The organism is Halovenus marina, assembly GCF_051414115.1.
GTDB classification, from domain to species: Archaea; Halobacteriota; Halobacteria; order Halobacteriales; family Haloarculaceae; genus Halovenus; species Halovenus marina.
In genome coordinates this window covers 1-19,931 of sequence record NZ_JBLKNZ010000001.1, presented here as the reverse complement: position 1 = coordinate 19,931, position 19,931 = coordinate 1, and the positions used below count along the sequence as shown (strand labels likewise).

Here is a 19,931-nt window from a genome sequence, read left to right as displayed (position 1 = left end):
TCCGAGTGTGTATTTTGTATAGCGACATAGAATATACCGGAGGCGATCCAGAACGCGCTGGGCTTATACGAATCGACCGACTACGACGTGGTATGGTGGACAACGTCGCGAGCGAGATGGCGGACCTGGAGGCCGAGGACTTTCATCTGCTGTCGGGCCTCGAACAGGGGATGCGCTTCTCGGAGTGGGTCGCTCGCGAGAAGATTCCGGAGTTTTCGCGGCTGACAACCGAGGAGGTCGACTACCGACTCGACCGGTGTGAGACGCGTGACCTGCTCGAACGGAAGACGATCCAGTACGAGGGCTATCGGCTCACCTTCGAGGGGTACGACGCGCTCGCCTTGCACACCTTCGCGGAACGCGAAACGCTGGAAGGCATGGGCGCGCCCCTGGGCGTCGGCAAGGAGAGCGACGTCTACGAGGTTCGCTCGTACAAACCCCTTGCCCTGAAGTTTCACCGCGAGGGGTTCACGGAGTTTCGGGAGGTCAACCGCGAACGCGAGTACACCGCCGAGAAGGAACACGTCTCGTGGCTCTACACTGCCCGGAAGGCCGCAGAGCGGGAGTACGAGGCACTAGAAGCGCTATATCCGGCGGTTTCGGTTCCACAGCCGGTCGACCAGAACCGCCACGCACTCGTGATGGAGCGCCTCGACGGCGTCGAACTAGCCCGAACGAAACTCGAACCCGAGCAGGTTCGCGGCGTGTGCGAACTGATCCTCGAAGAGGTCGCGACTGCCTACAGCGAAGGCTACGTCCACGCCGACATGAGCGAGTACAACATCTTCGTCGACACCGACGGCGTAACCATCTTCGACTGGCCACAGGCTGTTCCCGTCGAGCACGAGAACAGCCGGGAGTTGCTGGAGCGTGACCTCGAAAATATCCTCGGCTACTTCGAGCGCAAGTATCCCGGTCGGATCGACGTCTCGCTCGACCGCCTCGTCGAGGCTATCGTGACCGGCGAATTCGAGTCACTTGCTGCCGCCGAAGTCTGAGACGCGAAATCACGGGACTGAGCGGGACTGTAGTCAGCGAGCCGCGGGTGTGTGTCACGGACAATAAATCATATTACGCTATACAGAACAGTACGGCAGAGCTGAGACCAGCACGCTCAGTACACAGTCGCCGCTTGGAGAGCATCGGATCCCGCCGCGCGCTATTGACGCGCTAGTACGCCAGTTTCTCGGGACCATACGCCCTTATTTACCAAATGCTATTTCACATACAATATGGACTGGAGCACATTCGCGGGAATCGCCCTGTCCCTCGTGGGACTTCTCGGGTACGTCGTCGGGGTTTACGTCACCTATCCCGGGCGGGCGTTTTCCATCACCGCGGTCATCGTCGGCATCGCACTCGTCGCAATCGGACAGCAATCTACTGCCCGGAGGGATGTATGAGTCTCCACGCGATGGTCTATACGGCCGACGGTGTCGAGCGTCACGACGACATCGACACCGCGCTCGAAACACCCGGGGAGACGTGGATCCACGCGGACAACGTGGAACCGTTCGAGATGAGCGCCCTCAGAGACCGGTTCAATATCCATCAGCTGGCTGTCGAAGACGTGCTGCACGAGGAGACACGGCCCAAAACCGAGGGGTTCGACACGCATACGTTCGTGTTGATGAAGACTGCACGTCTCAGTCAGCGCGACGACGTCGCCTTTCACAAGGAAGTTCAGACGCATCCTGTTGGCTTCTTCATCGGTGAGAACTGGCTGGTCACGATGTCTACAACCGAGATCGACGTTATCGACCCCACAGCATCGCAGTGGACAAAAGACGGCCAGCGAATCGGACAGAGAGGGACGGACTTTCTCGCGTACCGGATCATGGACGCCATCGTCGACGACTACTTCGACCTCCTCGACAAAATCGAAGACGACATCGAAGCAGTCGAAGAGCGCGTCCTCGACGAGCCGGACCCCCAGATGCTCGAAGATCTGAACGACGTTCGACGGGATCTGCTCGCGTTCCGGAAGGTCGCCTGGCCTGCTCGCGAAGCGATGTCGTACCTCTCGCGAGGGGATATTCCAGAAGTTGCCGACCAGAACGAGCGGTACTTCCGCGACGTCTACGACCACCTCGTTCAGGTCGTCGACCTGATCGAGACGTACCGCGATCTCACTGGCGGGTCGAGAGACATCTACCTGAACGCCGTCTCGCAGTCGACAAACGAGGTGATGAAGACGCTCACGGTCGTCGCGACCATCTTCATCCCGCTCACCTTTGTCGCCGGAGTCTACGGGATGAACTTCGCCGGGGCGCAGTTCGCGATGCCGGAACTCTCCTGGACGTACGGCTATCCGGCGACGATGATCGGGATGGCGATTCTCGCAGGAATAATGCTCGTCTACTTCCGCCGCCAGGACTGGGTCTGAGCAGACTGGTCACAGCGTGTATCGTAGTCGGCTCACGAGTCTAAACGACCAGTGTTCTGCGGGCCAACGCGAGTTCGAACCGCCCGAGTCCTGCGGCGCGTGTGGCGGGACTGAGTTCGTGCAAGCCGAAGAGTGGATCCACCACCACGAGTCACGAACCCGGCGTCCGAGTATCCGGGCACGATGTAACAGAGAGACTATTCGAGACGAACAGCAGTCCCGTATGCGATCACTTCCGATGCACCCCTCGTGATCTCGGACGTTTCCATCCGGACGTTGACGACAGCGTCGCCGCCCATCTCGACTGCGTCGGCTTCCATTCGCGCAATCGCCTCGTCGCGGGCCTGTGAGAGCAGTGCCGAGTACGCTTTGAGTTCACCACCGGCAAGGTTTCTGATACCCTGGGTGATGTCTCGACCCACGTTTCGTGCCTTGACTGTGTTGCCGCGCGCGATTCCGAGCACTTCCACTGTTTCGTAGCCCGGGACTGTTTCGGTCGTGACAGTTGCAACGAGCGACTGGTGAGCGTCAGACGACTGTATCTCTGTAGCCATGCGATCGATACGTCGCCTGAGAAGATAACGATAGCAGCGAGCCGTGTGCACACGTGACAGTCTACCATACAGTCTTTCCGTACGATATCACTCGAACAGGATGGGTTGCTCGTCGGGGACCTCTATCGCGACGGTGTCGCCGGTTTCCGGCGCAGTCGACGTCTGCTCGACGGTCACCTCGTCGCCGGTGTCGAGCCGAACCGTCACGTCGTAGCGACGACCGAGATCCGTGACCTGCGTGACCGCACCGTGGAGTGCGGGCGTCGGTCCGGTGTCGCAGGAGTCCGGAATCGAGAGCCGTTCGGGACGAAGATACCAGGTCACAGCAGTCCCGGAAGCGCGTTCAACCGTCGCGTTCGGGAACACGACCCGCTGCTCACCGACCGCGAGCGTCAGCGGGTCCATCTCGCGAACCGTCGCAGAGAGTGTGTTCGAGCGGCCGAGAAACGACGCGACGAAGGGGTTCGGCGGGGACTCGTACAGCGTGCGGGGCTGGCCAGCGCCAGCGATCGATCCGTCGTTCAACACGACAAGTCGGTCGGCAAGCGCCATCGCATCGTCCTGGTCGTGGGTGACAAACAGCGTCGTCACGCCCGTCTCGCGCTGAATGCGAGCAATCTCTTCGCGCAACTTGTCGCGCAGCGAGCGGTCGAGCGCGGACAACGGTTCGTCGAGAACGAGCACGTCTGGCTGGGGCGCGAGCGCACGGGCGAGTTCCGCCCGCCGATTCTGTCCCCCACTCAGTTCGGCGGGGTAGGCGTCGCGCTGAGTCGACAGTCCGACCAGTTCGAGATGGGTATCGAGGAGTTTCTCCCGCCGTTGTGAGCTGAACTCGCGCGCATCCAACCCGTAGGCCACGTTCTCGGCGACGGTCATGTGTGGGTACAGCGTCGACTGCTGAAAGACGACGCTGACGCGGCGCGTCTCCGGCGGCGCACGCGTCACGTCCTCGCCGCGGAGTCGAACCGCCCCCGCAGTCGGATTGACGTGTCCGGCAATCGCCTGCACGATGGTCGTCTTGCCACACCCGCTCGGCCCGAGTACGGCGAGGAGTTCGCCCTCGCCGATCCCAAAGGAGACGTCGTCGACGGCAGTCTCCGACTCGTAGCGGTGTGTCAGATCCGAGACGTCGAGCATCAGCCATCGACCCCCGTGGGAACCCGTCCGAACCGCTGGACTGCGGCGATAACGACGAGCGCTATCGCGAGTAGCGTGAGCGCGAGCGGAACGGTCGCATCGATGCCGCCGCCGATGAAATCGACCCAGATCCGCGTGGGGATCGTTCGGGGGTTGTACGCGACCATCATCGTCGCGCCGAACTCGCCGAGCGCGCGTGCAAACGTCAGCACGATTCCGGCGATGATCGCCCCACGTGCAAGCGGCAGCGACACGTTCCAGATGGTCGCGAGCGGGCCGTACCCCAGTGATCGGGAGGCCTGTTCGAGGCGCTCGTCGACGGCTCCAAAACCCGCCCGGGCGGTGATGATGACAAACGGCGCGGCGACGAACGTCTGTGCGAGGACGACGCCGAGGAGGCTGTCGGTGAGGGGGACGCCCGCGCGAGCGGCGGCGCTCCCGATCGGCGTGAACCGACCGACTGTAGTCAGGATCATCGATCCGCCGACCACGGGCGGGAGGACGAGCGGCAGGATGACGACCCCCTCCACGAGGCGCTTGCCGGGGAAGGAACTGCGAGCGAGGACGTACGCAAGCGGGACGCCGAAGGCCGTCGCAATCGCCGTCGAGACCGGCGCGGTGAGAAGCGAGTTGCGGACCGCAACTCGGGCCTCCGGCGCGGCGAGTCGGTCGACGACGTTCGCCGTACCGGTTCGGGAGAGAAAGGTGACAAAGGGGATCAGAAAGTACAGCAGGATGACCGTACCCAGAATCGCCGGAACGAACCGCTCCGGTGACCGGAGCAGTCGGTCCGACGTGTGCGAGTCGCTCATCCGCGAACTGCCTCCAGCGGGTCGGTCACAGGTCGATCCCCGCAGGGGTCGGTCATAGATCGACCGCCTCCGGAACCGTGCCGTGTGCGCGTGGCAGGCTATCAGAGACCACCAGCCCCGCCTCGTCGAGGATACCCGGGTTGTCGACTAGAAACTGAACCAGTCGCCTGCCTGCCGCCGGGTTGTCCGCGTTCGATTTCACTGTGGCGTTGTAGAGGATCGGCCGCCCGCGGGCGGTGTAGCCGTCGTCTGTGGTGTACGAGACAGTCGCGTAGTGGTCGGTCAGGTCGGGATTCGAGAAGTTGTACGCGTCGGGGAACTGCTGGAAAGGGAGGCCATGATCGATGGCCATGTTCCGGTAGACGAGCGCCGCGCTCCGGGATCCAGTTTCGACGCTCGCCAGCAACTGCGGTTCCTCGGGTTCGGTGTAGACCAGTTGGAGCATCCGTTCGCGAAAGCCATCGAGACCGTGTTCTCGCGCCGCGAGTTCGAAGGCCATCACGGCGCGATAGCCAAGCGGATCCAGATCTGGGTCACTGATCGCGACAGCACCCTCCTCGGCCTCCCGAGCGGTCTCGTACCACGGATCCTCACCGGTGAGTCGCTCGCCGACCGGTGTTCTGTCGCTGTATCCGATCCCCAGACTGTTGGCCGCAAATTCGACGTCCCAGTCAGTGAACTCGCCGTAGAGTCGGTCCCGAAGCAGCGTCGCGTCAGCGCTGACGACCACGTCGGGGTGTTTGGTTCGGTCTTCGACCAGCCGCATGACAGCGTTCGAGCCGTAGTACTCGCCGTGAACCGCAATCCCTGTCTCTGCCTCGAAGGCTGGCCCGACGTGGTCGTCGAACGTGCGAGCGAGGCTGCCAGCCGAGAGCACCTGCACCGCCTCCGACGACGCGGCGAGACAGCCACCCAGCGCTGTGACCGTGGTCCCCCCGAGAGCCGCGAGGGCCTCCCGTCTGGAGAGTGAGTCGCCGACTGTCATCGAGTATAACCAGTCATGGTTGTGCAATAGGCTTAACCCAAACGGTTTCGTTTGTGTTCGTATGCCGACTGCCGAGGGAACCGTCCTGACCGAGCGTCAGGTGGAGGTGCTCGAACTCCGCGAGCAGGGGTACACACAGCCTGAAATCGCAGCGCAGTTGGGGACGACGGACGCGAACGTGAGCGCAATCGAGCGGGCCGCCCGGGAGAACGTCGAGAAGGCACGTGAGACGCTGCAACTCGTCGAATCGCTGCAGTCACCGGTGCAGTTCACCGTTCCCGCGGGAACGGAGTTCGAGACGCTCGTCGACGAGGTGTACGCGCAGGGCGACGACGCGGACATCACCATCGCCCACCGTCGGCCGGAACTGTACGCGCATCTGTACGAGAAGCTCCAGTCGCATTCGTCGCAGAATCAACTGAGAGACACGGCAGAAATCGGGATAACGGACGGTGGCGAGGTGACCGTCCGGGTCGCGGAATCGACAGCAACAGAGTGACTCACAGCGGACCCATCAGGCGGACAGCACGCGGTCGTACAGCGACTGGAGTTCGTCTATCGTCCGGTCGACGGAGTAGGGTTCGATGGCCGGGCGGGGATTCCACGAGCGGTCGAGACACGAATCGACCGCCGCCGCCATCCCGTCGATATCGCCGTACTCGTATCGGATGCCGTTCTCGGAGCCGATAGTTTCGGAGAACGGCGGGACGTCGGGTGCGACCACAGGCGTCCCACAGGCGTTGGCTTCGAGCGTGGCGAGTCCGAGCGTATCCGCCGTCGAGGCCGTCACGAAGGCGTCGAGGCTGGCGTAGTACTCGGGAAGTTCTGCGCGGGGGAGAAAGTCACGGAGCGTGACGTTCGCCGGGGCGTCCGCTTCGACCGCTTCGCGCTGGGGTCCCTCGCCGACGATGACGAAGTCGTAATCGGGGCGTTCCCGGGCGACTGCGAGGATGTCGGAGACGTTTTTCTCCATGCTGATCCGGCCGCTGTAGCCGACGAGCGCGCTCCCGTCGTGAGCAGGAGTTTCACGTGGGCTGAAAAACTCCATGTCGACGCCGACCGGGAGTCGAATCGCATCGACCGAGCGGTCAATCTGCCCCGTCGAGGCGGTGACGATATCGAACTGTTCGAGGACGCGGTTCTCGATGGGAACGTAGCCAGCGCTCAGCGCGTCTGCGACTGCTTCGATGGGGAGGCTCTGGTGGAAGTACTCCTCGATGGGCGTGTGGTGGGTGTACACCGCGGGCCGGTCGTACTTGCGGGCGTAGCGCAAGCCGAGCAGGCCGAGCGGTCCGGGGCTGTGACAGTGAACGACATCGAAGTCCGGAAGCGAGTCCGTTCGCGTCCAGAGCGGGATTCGATAGCCCGGGTAGAAGGGGTTGGGAAGCGATCGAACGGGGATTTCGCGTTCCTGTGGCGCGTACTCGCCGTTGGGGTAGACGATCCACACCTCGTGACCGGCCGCCTCCAGTCGGTCACGCCAGAGCGTCAGCGTGTACGCGACGCCGTCGATCTTGGGGAAGTAGCCGTCGGTGAAAAACCCGATCTTCATGCGATCACCTCCCGGTAGCGTGCTGCGAGTCGGTCGGCGACGTTCGGCAGGGTGTACTCCTCTGCGAGTTCCGCCGCGTTCTGCCCCAGTTGCTCGCGACGACCCTCGTCTGTGAGTGCCGAGAGCGGTTCTGCGAAGCCCTCCGTGGCCTTGAGGCCGTGGACGCCGTCGTCGAGCCACGAGAACGTCTCGATGTCGCGAACCACGACGGGCGTCCCGGTGACCATCGCCTCCAGGAGGGCGATCCCCTCGTTTTCCTCGTGGGTCGGGAAAAAGAAGATGTCCCCCGCGGCGTAGGCGCCACGAATGTCGTCGATGAAGCCCGGAAACGTGCAGTTGTCGGGCGCGTTCTCGATCAGGTTCGTCGTCGAGCGCCCCTTCAGAGAGAGATCGAGTGGCCCGAACCAGACGAAATCCAACTCGGGCATCTGCCGGGCCGTCTCGATAAACGATTCCAGCCCCTTGCGCTTGATGACGTGTCCGACCATGAACACGACGGGCGGCGAGAGGTCGTATCGGTCGAGATACTCCTCGCGGAGTGTCTCGTGGCCGTCGAGTTTCTCGGCGTCGACGCCGTTTGTCAGCACCGTCGTCTCCACGTCGGTGTAGGACTCGATGATCCCCTGATTGTACTCGGAGGGGCAGATCAACAGATCAGCGAGCGCGTAGACGCGTTCGAGATACGGCCGCAGCGGCTTTGCGAGCGCGTTCGTAAAGCGGAAGCTGTCACCGAAGTCCTCGGCAGTGACGTGGGTGTGAACGACGACGGGTACGTCATCGCCCGCTCGCTTCGCGTAGTACGCCGAGCGCGGCCCCATCAGATTCAGATGTAACACGTCGACATCGAGGGATGGCTCGACGGTGTACTCGATATCACAGAGATCGAGCATGGTCCGCTGGTGGCGAACCGACTCGCGGATGCCGCCACTGACACGGTCTTCGAGTTCCAGATAATGGGCGACCCGCATGAATGTTCGGGAGCACTCGACGGATCGCAATAAGCGTACGGATCTGCGGTCAGACTGGCAGATCCGGTGAAACCTAGGTGTCGACTTCGAGCCACGGCACGTCGAGCAGCGCGTCGACGTGGACCTCGTTGTGGTGTTCCCAGACGCCCGCCTCGCCGAAGGCCTCGCCGTGGTCAGCCGTGACAACCACGTCGCCGTCGAGGTGGTCGACCAGGTCTGCGATGTGTTCGAGCGCGATGCGCATATTCTGCTCGTGGAGTTCCATCGCCACCTCGCGTGTGCCTCTCCGGAGTGCCTTCGGCCCGATTTCGGCCCACAGCGCGACTTTCATCGCGAGCGAGCTATCGGACAGCACGGATTCAGCATAGGGACGGACGCGGTCGGCCAGTTCCGCACGCCAGAGCAGGTCGTCCTCGTCAGCCTCGTCGAGGTCGTTGATCCCGTTTCGGATGGTCCTGAGTTTCGTCCCCCGCCCGTTCGTGAGAAAGGGGACGTGGGGCTGGATGTAGTGAACGACCGTCCGGTCGTGCTGACTGGCCAGATCACGGCGTTCCAGAACGGCCTCGGTGAGCGCGTCCGGCGGCACGGTTCCCATCTCCTCGTCCCAGCCGTGTTTCCAGACGTCTATCACCTCGGCGACGTGGTCGGAGGCTTTCCAGTCGTAGGTGCAACTGGCCCCCCACTTGAGGTCGCTCACCGGGCGGTCGAGGCTGTTGATGAAAGGGTTCGCCGAGAAGTAGGCCATATCGAGGTCACCGACGAGCGTCTTCGCGGCCCACTCGGTGGTCGAAGAGCCGTTCGCGCGGCGCTTTTCGAGGTGGCCATCGAGGTAGTCGTCGTAGACCTCCTCGAACACGTCGTACCGGCAGGCATCCAACACGAGACAGTAGTCCCACTCGGCGTCGACGAACCCCTGGGTTGCCATCGGAGGGGAATAGGCCATTCGGACAAATATTCATGTCGGTCCATCGAGCGACTGCGCGCCGTTCAGGCCGATTCCTCGGGGGTCGGCGGCCGCACCTGCAAGAGCAGCAGCGTCAGCGCGCCGAGCGCGATGGGTGTCCAGAAGACCAGCCCTCGACTCACGATGACGGCCGTGATCGTCTCGTTGCTCGCCGCGCTCGTCGTCGCCAGAACCATCAACACCTGCACGCCCTCGATACCACCGCTCCCGCCCGGAAGCGGGGTCGCCCCCGCCAGCAGGGAGACTGGGACGATGAAGATTGCGAGCAACAGGGGTATCTCCGCGCCGACGGCACCCATGGCAACCCAGAGCACGACCCCCTCGGCAACGAACGCTATCGTCCCGAGCGCGACGGCGACGGCGATTGTGGGTCGGTCCGCGGCGACATCGCCCAGTGCCGTCGAGAACTCGTCGACGCGGCGCTCGATTTCGGACGGGTCGATACTTGGAACCAGCGGCACTCGTTCGAGCGCGCTGTTGATCCCCCCGACGACGCGTTTGAGGACGCGCTGCATGCGCTCGGGATACCGATACACGGCGGCCCCGAACAGCGCAATCGTCAGCACGAACACCGCGAACGCGGCAAACAGCGGGCGCAACTCGTCGGGGATCGTTCCCTCGAAGAGAAACAGGGCCGTCCCGCCCACGGTAAAGATCAGGAGTGAGGGGACGAAGTTGATGACCTCCTTCGCGGAGAGCGTCGCGAAACATCGCTCGTAGGACGCCCCGGAGTACCTGGAGAGGATCGCCGCTCCGATCGGGGTTCCGCCAGCCTGTCCGAAGGGTGTGAGGTTGTGCGAGAGCCGAACCGTGGTGTCGAACAACACCGACCACGGTAGCGGGATACCGAGCGAGAGGCTGCGCCCGATAGCATACAGCGACGCGCCCATCGCGATCAGGTAGACGGTGACGACGGCGAGCATCACACCGATCTCGGAGGGCGAGATTGTCGTCGCGGTGTCCAGAAAGTCGTCGACGCCCGCAAGGGTGACAAAGGCGCCGAACACGAGCAGCCAGAGGAGGAGTGCAATTGCCGCCTGGCGTTTCTGGATCACGAGCTGTCGGCTGAGCGTTCACACATCGGGAAGTTCAACGTGACGGTTTCGGTGTCTCTGTTAGGACCGCCACGAGAAACGCAGGCCGTCAGTCCTCGGGCACCACGGCGCTTCGCCGCTCTTCGATCTGCAACGCGATGAGTGTCAGCGTCCCGAGGATGATCGGCGTCCAGTAGACGAGCCCTCGGGCGAGGATGACGCCCGTGATGGTCGGACTGCTCGCTGCGCCCGTCGTCGCGATGATGATGAGGATCTGGACGCTCTCGACGCCGCCGCTCCCGCCCGGAAGCGGGGTCGCCCCCGCGAGCAGGGAGACCGGGACGATGAAGATTGCGAGCGCGATAGAGATATCGACACCGAGTGCGTCGAGCGTCAGCCACAGGAGCGTCCCCTGTGCGAGAAACGACGTCGTCGTGAGCGCAATCGCGACGACCACTGTCACTCGGTCGGTCGCGATCTTCCCGAGCGATTCCCAGAATCCCTCGACGCGCTCGCGGATCTCGTCTTCGTCGAAACTCGGAAGCAAGGGAAGCCGAGCGACGGTTCGATTGAGCAGGGCGACGATCCGGTGGAGCCACCGCAAGGTCACGTCCGGATACAGTCGAATGCCGACCGCGACCAGCGCGACCACGAGAATGAGCATCGAGAACGCACCGAAGATCGGTCGGAGACGAGTCGGCAGGCTCTGTGCGTACAGCGTCAGATACGAGCCCCCGAAGATGAAGATCATCGTCGAGGGGACGAAGCTCACGATGTCTTTGATCGAGAGGACCGCCAGACTCTCCTCGTATTTTGCCTTCGAGTAGCGAGTGAGTATCGCCCCGCCGACGGGGATTCCGCCAGCCTGCCCGAAGGGCGTGAGGTTGCTCGCGAGGCTCATCACCGTGTTGAGGAAGATGCTCCGGAACCAGGAGACACCCATGTCGAGGCTCCGACCGACGATATACAACGTCGACCCCATCGCGACGGCACCGACGGCAACCGCGACGAGCATGACAGCAAAGCGGTCGGCCGGAATCGTCGAGACGTTGTCGACGAAGTCCTCGATACCGGCAAGCGTGATCAGCGCCATGAAGACGAGAAACCACACGATGAGTGCCATCGCCGCTTGCCGTTTGTCTATCATGGGAGGGTTCGTCGTCTGGTGTCCGTTCGGACATGGACAAGTTTAACGTGTCGATCCCAGCGACGACACCAGATCCGACAGTCCCGACGACACCGACAACACTAATCAAGGCCGGTGAGAGCATATGGGATGATGGGGCAGTCGCCACGCCCAGTCGAACGGATCGTCGACGCCGCGCTCGGCTGTGAAATTACGGCGAGTGACACGCCAGCGGACGGGCGCATGGCCCAGACGTATCTGCTCACCCTCGACGATGATCCCGGTCGGGCAGTCTGTAAGATCGGCGGCCCGAGCGTCCGGACCGGCGAGGTGATCGAACCGGCCGTCGTCGAACTGGTCGGCGCGGAGACGGACGTTCCCGTGCCCGAGGTGTTCGCGTCGGGCACGCTCACCGAACAGGGAACTGAAATCCGGTGGGGACTCTACGAGTTCTGCCCGGGGGAGCCACCGACGAACCTCCGCTCGCTCGCGCCAGACGTTCGCGAGCGGGTCGTCCGGACGGCCGGTTCCGTGCTCGGCCGCCTGCACGCACGGTTCGAGTTCGAGCAGACAGGCGGGATCGCCAACGGCGACGGGACCGGCGGACTCGTCAGAGACGGCGACCGGCTTACCATCCGTCCCTCGGCAGGGCTGGATATTCCCGAACAGGCGTGGAAGCTAGCGCAGACTCATCCCAGCAGTGAGGTCGACCGCCAGCCGGTGTTGACCCACGGCGACCTCTTTCCGGGAAATCTGCTGGTCGACAGTTCGGGCGACGTGACCGCGGTGCTCGACTGGGGGAACGCCCACGTCACGACGCCGGGCTACGCGCTTGCACGGGCCGAAATGCGGTTTGTGGACTGGTTCCTGTTTGGGAATGCGGAACGGGGCAGACTCAGGACGGCGCTGCGTTCGGGATATCGCCAGCACCGGCCGCTGCCGCCGGACTTGTCGACGGTCGGCGGCTATTACAAACTGTGCTGGCTCGTTCAGTCAGCCGACCGAATCGGGCGGAATCTCCGGTCAGACCGCGGTCGCAGCCAGCTCCGTCGGCATCTCCGGAGCCTCCTGCCGTCGGTTACTGGTCGCAGACAGAGATCAGCGTAATGTAAGAATACTTTTCCCCAAACCGAATCAGATGAGGATATGCAGGACAGACGGATTCTGGTGACTGGCGGTGCTGGCTTTATCGGATCGAATCTGGCGAACGAACTCGCAACGGACAACGACGTAGTGGTGGTCGACGACTGTTCGCTCGGGACGGCCGAGAACCTCGACGACGCCGTCGAGTTTCAGAGTCGCTCGGTGCTCGACGACGACCTGCCGACTGACGTGGACGTGGTCTTTCATCTCGCCGCGCTGTCCTCGTACGCGATGCACGAGGAGAATCCACAGCAGGGCGCGCGGGTCAACGTCGAGGGGTTCGTCAACGTCGTCGAGCAGGCGCGAGATGATGGCTGTGACACCGTCGTCTACGCCTCGACGTCCTCGATTTACGGCAGCCGAACCGACCCCTCACCCGAGGACCTGCCCGTGACCGTCAACACCGGCTACGAGGCGTCGAAACTCGCCCGGGAACGGTACGCCGAGTACTTCTCGAATCACTACGGCCTGACGACGGCAGGGATGCGCTTTTTCTCTGTCTATCAGGGCTACGGCGGCGCGGAAGAACACAAAGACGAGTACGCGAACGTGATCGCACAGTTCGCCGAGGACATCGCCAACGGCGAGTCGCCGGTGCTGTACGGCGACGGCAGCCAGACGCGGGATTTCACCTACGTCGACGACATCGTCCGCGGGACGATACTGGCCGCCGAGCACGAACTCGACGGCGTCTACAACGTCGGCACCGGCGACGCCTACGACTTCGAGACGGTCGTGGAGATGATAAACGACGAACTCGGCACCGACATCGACCCCGAGTACGTCGAGAATCCCATCCCCGAATCGGTCTACGTCCACGACACGTGCGCGGACGCGACCAAACTCACCGAGGCGACCGGCTGGGAGCCCGAAATCGACCTGGAGACTGGGATCGAGCGAGTCTGTGAACCGTATCAGTCCGAAACAACGCTGTGACACTCGGCTCGGACCGCCCGCTGATTCGTCTGGCTGTTATGCACTCCGCTGCTGGAGCGATCAGGCAAACCCAACGTTGTCTTCGACACAGCGTTCACTTAGTGTGGGTGAGGCCTTCAGGATCTCCTCGACCGAGGCCTCATCGCTGCCGATGGCGGAGAAAATGTATGCGCCTGTCTGAATATATCCGACCGCTCCGCTGTATCCGCTTCCTTGCTCGATGACTGTGTCTGTCCTGTCGGCAGCAACAGTCTCGGAACTGTATTCAGTGATCTGGAAGATGAGTTCCGCGCCACTGGGGCCGGTGTAGAACGCACTAGCCACGGTCGCCGTGTTTTCCTGATTCTCAGCGTTCATCGTTGTGATCTCTCCGTCGACCGTGTACTCAGCAGTGTCTGGGAACGAATCCGCTAACGTATCCGTCGGTGTCTCACAACTACTCTTACTCCCCCCATCGTCACTCCCACTACATCCCGCGAGGGCGACAATACTGGACGTGCCTACTACTGTTAGTATCTGTCGTCGCTGGCGATCCATAACGTAATATCACCAGGTCCACATAAATACGTATGTGTGCGCTTTCAGTTCACTAGAAGACCGATCGTTGTGTGTTGGTGTCTCTTGGTGATGTCGACGATCAGAGATCTGTCACCCCACGCAACTGCCGCGCTCGGGTCGGTCGAGACAGGCGGTTCGAGAACGATCGGCGTGGGCGGTGATTGCGACGTATCCCGGACCTTTGAGAGAGAGTCGGACATCCTCCTGCGGGCCAAGTCGAAGCGCTTTTGTCCGAAACTACGGTACCTTCGGTAACTCGCTGGCGGACGGGCACCAGCGGGCACCTGTCACATACAGGTCGGGATGTGAACCGCCGATGGCGGTTTGAACCACACAACGCCCGTGGTGATACACATGGCACGAAGCTTCTACTCACACATCCGGGACGCGTGGAAGGACCCGGACGACGGCAAACTAGCGGAACTGCAGTGGCAACGAATGCAGGAGTGGCGCGACCAGGGCGCGATCGAACGGGTCGAGCATCCGACCCGCCTCGACCGCGCTCGCTCGCTCGGCTACAAGGCAAAGCAGGGCGTCGTGGTCGCTCGCGTCAGCGTCCGCAAGGGCAGCGCGCGCAAACAGCGACACAAGGCCGGTCGACGGTCGAAGCGACAGGGCGTCACTCGCATCACGCGACGCAAGAACATCCAGCGCGTCGCCGAGGAACGCTGTGCGCGCAAGTACCCAAACATGCGCGTGCTCAACTCCTACTGGGTCGGTGAGGACGGCAGTCAGAAGTGGCACGAGGTCATCATGGTCGACCCCGAACACCCGGCCATCGAGAGCGACGACGACCTCAACTGGATCTGCGACGACACCCACAAGAACCGCGCGCTCCGTGGACTGACGAGCGCGGGCGTCCAGAATCGCGGCATGGAGGGGCGCGGCAAGGGTACCGAGCACACCCGCCCGAGCGTTCACAGCGGACAAGGTCGCGGGAAGTAATCTCGACGGACAGCGCGCACTGCGGCAATTTTATTGACATCATCGCCACCAGAGAGAGTAGTGCGAAAGCGCCGAGAGCGGCCCGTATTCCGTCATTCTGGGAACAGTTTTTATAGCTACAACACCTATATTTCGTGTGGAACGAACACAGGATCGACGGGTCGCGCTCGCCCCGGATCTGCAGGGTCTCTCCGAGCGGGGCATGCGCGCCTGGACCGAGCGGATGGCAGTGGCGCCGCTTGGCGACACCTACGTGGTCGAGAGCGAGAGCGGCGCGACCTACGTCGTCGATCCAGTTGCAGGAACCTGTTCGTGTCCAGACCAGCAGATCCGCGGGGAGACGTGCAAACACCTGCGCCGCGTGGCCATCGAGATTACCGCTGGCCGTGTCCCGCCGCCGGGTGCGCGACGCGTCGACTGTGACGCCTGTGGAACCGAGACGTTCGCTCACCGCGAGCGCGACCCGCCCTACCTGTGTGGAAACTGTGCGCTCGCCCCCGGTGACGTGGTCGTCGACCGGGAAACCGACGACCGACTCGTGGTCGTTCGCGTCACCGCCGACCGCGCTGATGAGGTTTCCGTCAAGGATACCACCGTCGCTGCGTACCCGAAAAACGAGGGCTATCCCGACGACGACCTGGTCGTCGAGGCCAGCTATCTCTCCGACGCGCTCGCAAGCGAGGAGCAGACCCGATACTCCTTTCCCCACTCTCGGCTCCGCCGCACCGACACGGCGCTCGTCGAGTGAGCGCGATCGTACCGCGGTGCGACAACTCGTCTACTGACTTCCAGCGACACCGCGGGGACGATCGTCGCGGCCGCCTCACAGCATCTGGGTAGCCTCGTCGACGCTCAGGTCGCCGCGTTCGACTGCCTTCAGAATGTCGCGCAGATCCTCGTCTGAATTGTCCTCTTGGGTTCCGATTTCGTCGAGCGTGACCTTCTCGGAGTGACCAGTAAATTCCTCGAAGTCGGTGCCGTCCGCGAGTGCGGTCTCCTTTTTGACGCGGTAGTTGCCCCCGTCGGTCGTGTGCAGGTCGTCGGGATGGAAGAAGTACCAGTCCTCGCGGTCGAAGCGAACACCGATTCGTGGTTTCGCGCCGAAGTTCCGGGAGAAATACACCAGCGCGTACACCTCCTCACCGTCGAGATAGATGGGGTCGCCAGCGGAGGATTTCGCCTCGATAGCGAAAAACCGGTCACCGTCGCCCGCGAGCACGTCCGGGAGTTCCCGCTCCGTTGCGCTGCCGCTTGCGGGCGCGCGCATCACCGCGAATCCGGCCTCGTCGAGTCTGTTGACGAGTTCTCGCTCCCGCCGGTCGCCTTTCGCGTTCGACATCGACCGACACTCGGCGGTGGACGCCCTTAAATTACGCCGTGCGACACCAGAGCCGCCGGACCGAATTGCTCAGGTCGAACGGACGAGGAAGATGTCGAAGTCGCTGCGAACCGACAGCGCCTGCCCGACGCTGGACAGGTCGGTGACGACACTGCCCGCGTTCGAGCTCCCGAGAAAGACGACATCGGCATCGATGCTATCGGCAGTTTCACGGATCTCACTCGCAATTGCCCCGGACCCAGCGTATCGGCCGACGGTGGTGTACTCGAACTCGGCGGTTGGACAGAGGCGAGTCGCCTCGGCCCGCAGATTGCTCACGATCGTGTCGGTGTCGAACGATTCGTCGGCCCCGAGCCAGTCGTGCTCGCGGGCATAGGCGGTGTTGTTTCTGGGGATGACCGACAGAACCGTCACCTCGGCGTCGGCGTGGGACCGGTAGGTCGACGCGCGACGCAACGCCTCCCTGCTTATTGGCGTGCCGTCGAAGGGGGCAAGGTACTGTATCTGTCCTCGTCTTCGGGTCGAGAACTAATGAATCTGTTTTCTGTTGCTGACAGTTCGTGAACAGTCGAACGGAGACGGGCGATTTTATAAGCGATCGCGGGTTTATGTTCAGATATGCAACTGTTCAGCCGGCTCAAAACAGGGTTGGTACTGACGAAAGATAGTGTGCTACTCATCAGGCACAACCCGCGGCTGGCACTGTTTCCGCTGGTCAGTGGGGCGGCAGGACTCGCGTTTCTGGCCATCTTTCTGGGGATCACGTTCGGCATGATGAGCGTCGCCTCCGACGCCGGTGCGGTAGTGGGGCTCTTTCTGACGTATCTCGGATTGACGTTCATCTCGTCGTTTTTCGCCGCAGGACTCGTCCACCAGACCCGCGAGGTACTCGCTGGCGAGGAGCCATCCCTCAAGGAAGGGCTGGCGGCGGCCTGGGACCGTCGGGGCGCGCTGATCGTCTGGGCCGTAATCAGCGCCACGGTCGGATTGATCATCAACGCAATCGAGAACTCCGACTCCCGAATCGCGCGAGTCGTGGGCCTCATCTTCGGTGTCGCGTGGACGCTGATGACGTTTTTCATCGTCCCCGTGATCGTCTTTGAGCGGCCGTCGATCAAAGAGATGTTCACGAAGAGCGCGGGCACGTTCAAACAGACGTGGGGCGAGACGCCGATCAGCCTGATCGGCGTGCAGGTCGTCGCGCTGGCCGTCGCGCTGCCGTTCGTCGCGGTCGGCATCGGTCTGTTCACGCTCGGGACGACCATTCTCGCCGTCGGGGTGATACTGATCGGCGTGTTGCTCGCCTTCCTGGTCACCCAGACGCTACAGGGCGTCGTCAAGACGACGCTGTATCTCTACGCGAGCGACGGAACGCGCCCCGAGGAGTTCGACAACGTCGATTTCGACGAACTCGCTCGTGACGAGCGGCGGTCCTCGGGCATGATGGGGGGCGGGGTCCGCTAATCAGGCGGCTTCGAGCGCAGCAGCGACGGCCTCCGCAACCACTTCGACGGTGTCGCCGTCACCCTGCTCGACGACGATCTCTGCGGTTCCACTTCCCGTCTCGACGAGCACGCGCCCGGCCTGCTCACCCGCTGCGGTCGAGACACCGACAACCCCATTTCCGGCTTCGACGACTGCCTCGGTATCCACGCCACGCAGCGTCTCGCTCTCGGGAACTGCCTCGAGCGATTCGGGGACCACGTCCGAATCGAGTGTGGAGACACGAAGCTGGTCAGTGTCAAGGTTCGGAAGCTCTGACAGCGAGCGTTTGAGCGCAGTCGGGTCGAGCTGTGATCGAGCATCCACCGCGAGTGTCTCCCGCAGCCCCGTCAGGAGGTCCGAGCCGGTCAGCGCGATATCGAGCCCGTCGAGAAACCGGTTCCGTCGGTCGCCATCATCGTCACCTCGTTCTGCCATTTCTCTGTCGGGAATGGCTCGGCCCAGCAGGTATCAGTTTCGGTCGGTTACGTTCCGTGCTGCCAGCTATCCATGTACTCCTGCTGTGCGTCACTCAGGTCGTCGATTCCGATCCCCTCGGCGTCGAGTTTGATCTCTGCGACCTCGCGGTCGAGGTCGTCGGGCACGTCGTGGACGCCAGACTCGTACTCGTCGCCGTTCTCGACGATCTCCCGGACACAGACAGCCTGCACACCGAAACTCTGGTCCATCACCTCGACGGGATGGCCGAGCGAGACGGGCGTCGCGAGATTGACGAGTCGCCCCTCCGCGAGCACGTTCAGCCGTCGCCCGTCCGACAGTTCGTACGCCTGCACCCCGTCGCGGGCCTCGTAGGTGTCGACCGCGCGGGCGTCGAGCGCGTCCAGGTCGATCTCGACGTCGAAGTGCCCGGCGTTTGCGAGCAAGACGCCGTCCTGCATCTGCTCGAAGTGCTCGTCGACGATGATATCGCGGTTGCCGGTCGTGGTGATGAAGACGTCGCCCTCGCTCGCGGCCTCGGCCATCGGCATGACCTCGTAGCCCTCCATGTGTGCCTCCAGCGCGCGTCGGGGGTCGACCTCTGTGACGATGATGTTCGCGTTCTGTCCGGACGCCTTGCGGGCGACGCCCTTGCCGCAGTAGCCAAAGCCAGCGACCACGACGGTCTTTCCGGCCCACGAGAGGTTCGTCGTCATCGCGATAGAGGAAAGTGAGGCCTCGCCCGTGCCGTGGACGTTGTCGAACAGGCGCTTCATCGGCGTGTCGTTGACCGCGAACATCGGGTATTCGAGCGCGTCGTCGTCGGCCATCGAGCGGAGTCTGTGGACACCGGTCGTGGTCTCCTCACAGCCGCCGACGATGGTGTCGATCAGTTCCGGATACTCCTCGTGGATGGCAAAGACCAGGTCGCCGCCGTCGTCGACCGTTATGGTCGGTTCGTGGGCGATGACCGCCTCCATCGCCTCGTAGTACTCGTCGTCGTCGACGCCGCGCTTGGCGTAGCAGGTGACGCCCTCGACTGCATCGAGCGCGACGCTGACGTCGTCGTGGGTCGAAAGCGGGTTACAGCCGGTGATGGCAACCTCCGCGCCGCCGACGGCGAGCAGTTCCGCGAGAATAGCGGTTTTCGCCTCGACGTGCATCGCCATCCCGATCACTTCGCCTGCGAACGGCTGGGTTCGCTCGAACTCCTCGCGCAGCGACTCACAGATTGGCATGTGCTGGCGCGCCCAGTCCATCTTGCGGGTTCCCTCCTCCAGAAGATCCGTTCCCAGACGGTCGCTGATGGGTGCTGTCATGATGTGAGCGTGGGCCAGCGAGCGGAAAACACTACCGGAACGACGGAGACAGCACCGCTACAGGAGTCGACGAACGACACTCACGACGCTACGGCGGGCCAGCGTGGGCTGGCGGACCGCGCTCCTCTCCATCTTCACTCTCCTCTTCTTCAGTCTCATCCTCTTCCTCCTCACTCTCCTCTTCTTCAGTCTCATCCTCTTCCTCCTCACTCTCCTCTTCTTCAGTCTCATCCTCTTCCTCCTCACTCTCCTC

Annotated in this window: 23 protein-coding genes and 1 pseudogene; 9 read left to right on the top strand and 15 right to left on the bottom strand. The window is 62.9% G+C overall.

The features are described from left to right. Window positions 1–92: 92 nt before the first annotated feature. From ACMGFL_RS00120 to corA, 3 genes are all read left to right on the top strand, one after another. Window positions 93–998, top strand: a complete 906-nt coding sequence (locus ACMGFL_RS00120) for a serine/threonine-protein kinase RIO2 (protein ID WP_436933494.1) — start codon at window positions 93–95, stop codon at window positions 996–998. Between the two features lie 234 nt (window positions 999–1,232). Beyond that, window positions 1,233–1,403: a hypothetical protein gene (locus tag ACMGFL_RS00115; RefSeq protein ID WP_436933493.1), complete on the top strand. Its 171-nt coding sequence runs from the start codon at window positions 1,233–1,235 to the stop codon at window positions 1,401–1,403. Then, window positions 1,400–2,386 carry a magnesium/cobalt transporter CorA gene (corA, locus tag ACMGFL_RS00110; protein ID WP_436933492.1) on the top strand — a complete coding sequence of 329 codons (987 nt, stop codon included), beginning with the start codon at window positions 1,400–1,402 and terminating at the stop codon, window positions 2,384–2,386. The genes ACMGFL_RS00115 and corA overlap by 4 nt, the downstream gene beginning before the upstream one ends. Window positions 2,387–2,583: 197 nt before the next feature. Here the strand turns inward: corA and ACMGFL_RS00105 are convergent, their stop codons facing one another. The 4 genes from ACMGFL_RS00105 to ACMGFL_RS00090 all read right to left on the bottom strand — a co-directional run bounded on the left by ACMGFL_RS00105 (window position 2,584) and on the right by ACMGFL_RS00090 (window position 5,874). Then, the gene (locus tag ACMGFL_RS00105) at window positions 2,584–2,940 is read right to left on the bottom strand and encodes a YbjQ family protein (protein WP_436933491.1); all 357 of its coding nucleotides are present in this window, start codon (window positions 2,938–2,940) and stop codon (window positions 2,584–2,586) included. A gap of 87 nt (window positions 2,941–3,027) precedes the next feature. Beyond that, window positions 3,028–4,080, bottom strand: a complete 1,053-nt coding sequence (locus tag ACMGFL_RS00100; protein ID WP_436936400.1) for an ABC transporter ATP-binding protein — start codon at window positions 4,078–4,080, stop codon at window positions 3,028–3,030. Beyond that, on the bottom strand, window positions 4,077–4,889 hold the full coding sequence (locus ACMGFL_RS00095; protein WP_436933490.1) for an ABC transporter permease: 813 nt from the start codon (window positions 4,887–4,889) through the stop codon (window positions 4,077–4,079). Before ACMGFL_RS00095 ends, ACMGFL_RS00100 begins: the two co-directional genes overlap by 4 nt. A gap of 52 nt (window positions 4,890–4,941) precedes the next feature. Next, complete coding sequence (locus ACMGFL_RS00090; protein ID WP_436933489.1) at window positions 4,942–5,874, bottom strand: extracellular solute-binding protein; 933 nt, start codon at window positions 5,872–5,874, stop codon at window positions 4,942–4,944. Window positions 5,875–5,935: 61 nt separating this feature from the next. Between ACMGFL_RS00090 and ACMGFL_RS00085 the strand changes: the two genes are divergently transcribed. Beyond that, window positions 5,936–6,373: a Tfx family DNA-binding protein gene (locus tag ACMGFL_RS00085; protein ID WP_436933488.1), complete on the top strand. Its 438-nt coding sequence runs from the start codon at window positions 5,936–5,938 to the stop codon at window positions 6,371–6,373. 15 nt (window positions 6,374–6,388) lie between these two features. On the opposite strand, the gene ACMGFL_RS00080 is transcribed toward ACMGFL_RS00085, so the two are convergent. From ACMGFL_RS00080 to ACMGFL_RS00060, 5 genes are all read right to left on the bottom strand, one after another. Beyond that, entirely contained in the window at window positions 6,389–7,426 is a 1,038-nt protein-coding gene (locus ACMGFL_RS00080; RefSeq protein WP_436933487.1) for a glycosyltransferase, read from the bottom strand. Then, window positions 7,423–8,394, bottom strand: coding sequence for a glycosyltransferase family 4 protein (locus ACMGFL_RS00075; protein ID WP_436933486.1), 972 nt, complete (start codon window positions 8,392–8,394; stop codon window positions 7,423–7,425). The genes ACMGFL_RS00080 and ACMGFL_RS00075 overlap by 4 nt, the downstream gene beginning before the upstream one ends. Window positions 8,395–8,467: 73 nt before the next feature. Continuing rightward, window positions 8,468–9,319: a hypothetical protein gene (locus tag ACMGFL_RS00070; RefSeq protein ID WP_436933485.1), complete on the bottom strand. Its 852-nt coding sequence runs from the start codon at window positions 9,317–9,319 to the stop codon at window positions 8,468–8,470. 62 nt (window positions 9,320–9,381) lie between these two features. Continuing rightward, window positions 9,382–10,413, bottom strand: a complete 1,032-nt coding sequence (locus ACMGFL_RS00065) for a lysylphosphatidylglycerol synthase transmembrane domain-containing protein (RefSeq protein ID WP_436933484.1) — start codon at window positions 10,411–10,413, stop codon at window positions 9,382–9,384. Window positions 10,414–10,501: 88 nt separating this feature from the next. Then, window positions 10,502–11,539, bottom strand: coding sequence for a lysylphosphatidylglycerol synthase transmembrane domain-containing protein (locus tag ACMGFL_RS00060; RefSeq protein ID WP_436933483.1), 1,038 nt, complete (start codon window positions 11,537–11,539; stop codon window positions 10,502–10,504). Between the two features lie 132 nt (window positions 11,540–11,671). On the opposite strand from ACMGFL_RS00060, the gene ACMGFL_RS00055 reads away from it, so the two are divergent. Both ACMGFL_RS00055 and ACMGFL_RS00050 read left to right on the top strand, forming a co-directional pair. Beyond that, window positions 11,672–12,625 (top strand): phosphotransferase family protein, encoded by a 954-nt coding sequence (locus ACMGFL_RS00055; protein ID WP_436933482.1) that lies wholly within the window; start codon window positions 11,672–11,674, stop codon window positions 12,623–12,625. A gap of 39 nt (window positions 12,626–12,664) precedes the next feature. Then, window positions 12,665–13,597: an NAD-dependent epimerase/dehydratase family protein gene (locus tag ACMGFL_RS00050; protein ID WP_436933481.1), complete on the top strand. Its 933-nt coding sequence runs from the start codon at window positions 12,665–12,667 to the stop codon at window positions 13,595–13,597. Between the two features lie 60 nt (window positions 13,598–13,657). On the opposite strand, the gene ACMGFL_RS00045 is transcribed toward ACMGFL_RS00050, so the two are convergent. Together ACMGFL_RS00045 and ACMGFL_RS00040 are read right to left on the bottom strand one after the other, a co-directional pair. Continuing rightward, the gene (locus ACMGFL_RS00045) at window positions 13,658–14,134 is read right to left on the bottom strand and encodes a hypothetical protein (RefSeq protein WP_436933480.1); all 477 of its coding nucleotides are present in this window, start codon (window positions 14,132–14,134) and stop codon (window positions 13,658–13,660) included. An 83-nt stretch (window positions 14,135–14,217) separates the two neighbouring features. After that, window positions 14,218–14,341: pseudogene (locus ACMGFL_RS00040) on the bottom strand (AIM24 family protein); the annotation flags it as partial. A gap of 168 nt (window positions 14,342–14,509) precedes the next feature. On the opposite strand from ACMGFL_RS00040, the gene ACMGFL_RS00035 reads away from it, so the two are divergent. Both ACMGFL_RS00035 and ACMGFL_RS00030 read left to right on the top strand, forming a co-directional pair. Further along, a complete protein-coding gene (locus tag ACMGFL_RS00035; protein WP_436933479.1) occupies window positions 14,510–15,100 on the top strand; it encodes a 50S ribosomal protein L15e in 591 nt (196 codons plus the stop codon). Window positions 15,101–15,227: 127 nt separating this feature from the next. Continuing rightward, window positions 15,228–15,848 (top strand): SWIM zinc finger family protein, encoded by a 621-nt coding sequence (locus ACMGFL_RS00030; protein WP_436936399.1) that lies wholly within the window; start codon window positions 15,228–15,230, stop codon window positions 15,846–15,848. A 75-nt stretch (window positions 15,849–15,923) separates the two neighbouring features. Here ACMGFL_RS00030 and hjc read toward each other — a convergent pair whose 3' ends face one another. Both hjc and ACMGFL_RS00020 read right to left on the bottom strand, forming a co-directional pair. Next, the gene (gene hjc, locus ACMGFL_RS00025; protein WP_436933478.1) at window positions 15,924–16,439 is read right to left on the bottom strand and encodes a Holliday junction resolvase Hjc; all 516 of its coding nucleotides are present in this window, start codon (window positions 16,437–16,439) and stop codon (window positions 15,924–15,926) included. A 69-nt stretch (window positions 16,440–16,508) separates the two neighbouring features. Next, window positions 16,509–16,943 (bottom strand): universal stress protein, encoded by a 435-nt coding sequence (locus ACMGFL_RS00020; RefSeq protein WP_436936398.1) that lies wholly within the window; start codon window positions 16,941–16,943, stop codon window positions 16,509–16,511. Window positions 16,944–17,057: 114 nt separating this feature from the next. On the opposite strand from ACMGFL_RS00020, the gene ACMGFL_RS00015 reads away from it, so the two are divergent. Next, complete coding sequence (locus ACMGFL_RS00015; protein ID WP_436933477.1) at window positions 17,058–17,903, top strand: DUF6159 family protein; 846 nt, start codon at window positions 17,058–17,060, stop codon at window positions 17,901–17,903. On the opposite strand, the gene ACMGFL_RS00010 is transcribed toward ACMGFL_RS00015, so the two are convergent. Beyond that, the gene (locus ACMGFL_RS00010; RefSeq protein ID WP_436933476.1) at window positions 17,904–18,359 is read right to left on the bottom strand and encodes a type 1 periplasmic-binding domain-containing protein; all 456 of its coding nucleotides are present in this window, start codon (window positions 18,357–18,359) and stop codon (window positions 17,904–17,906) included. A gap of 47 nt (window positions 18,360–18,406) precedes the next feature. Next, entirely contained in the window at window positions 18,407–19,678 is a 1,272-nt protein-coding gene (locus ACMGFL_RS00005) for an adenosylhomocysteinase (protein WP_436933475.1), read from the bottom strand. Window positions 19,679–19,931 lie beyond the last annotated feature (253 nt).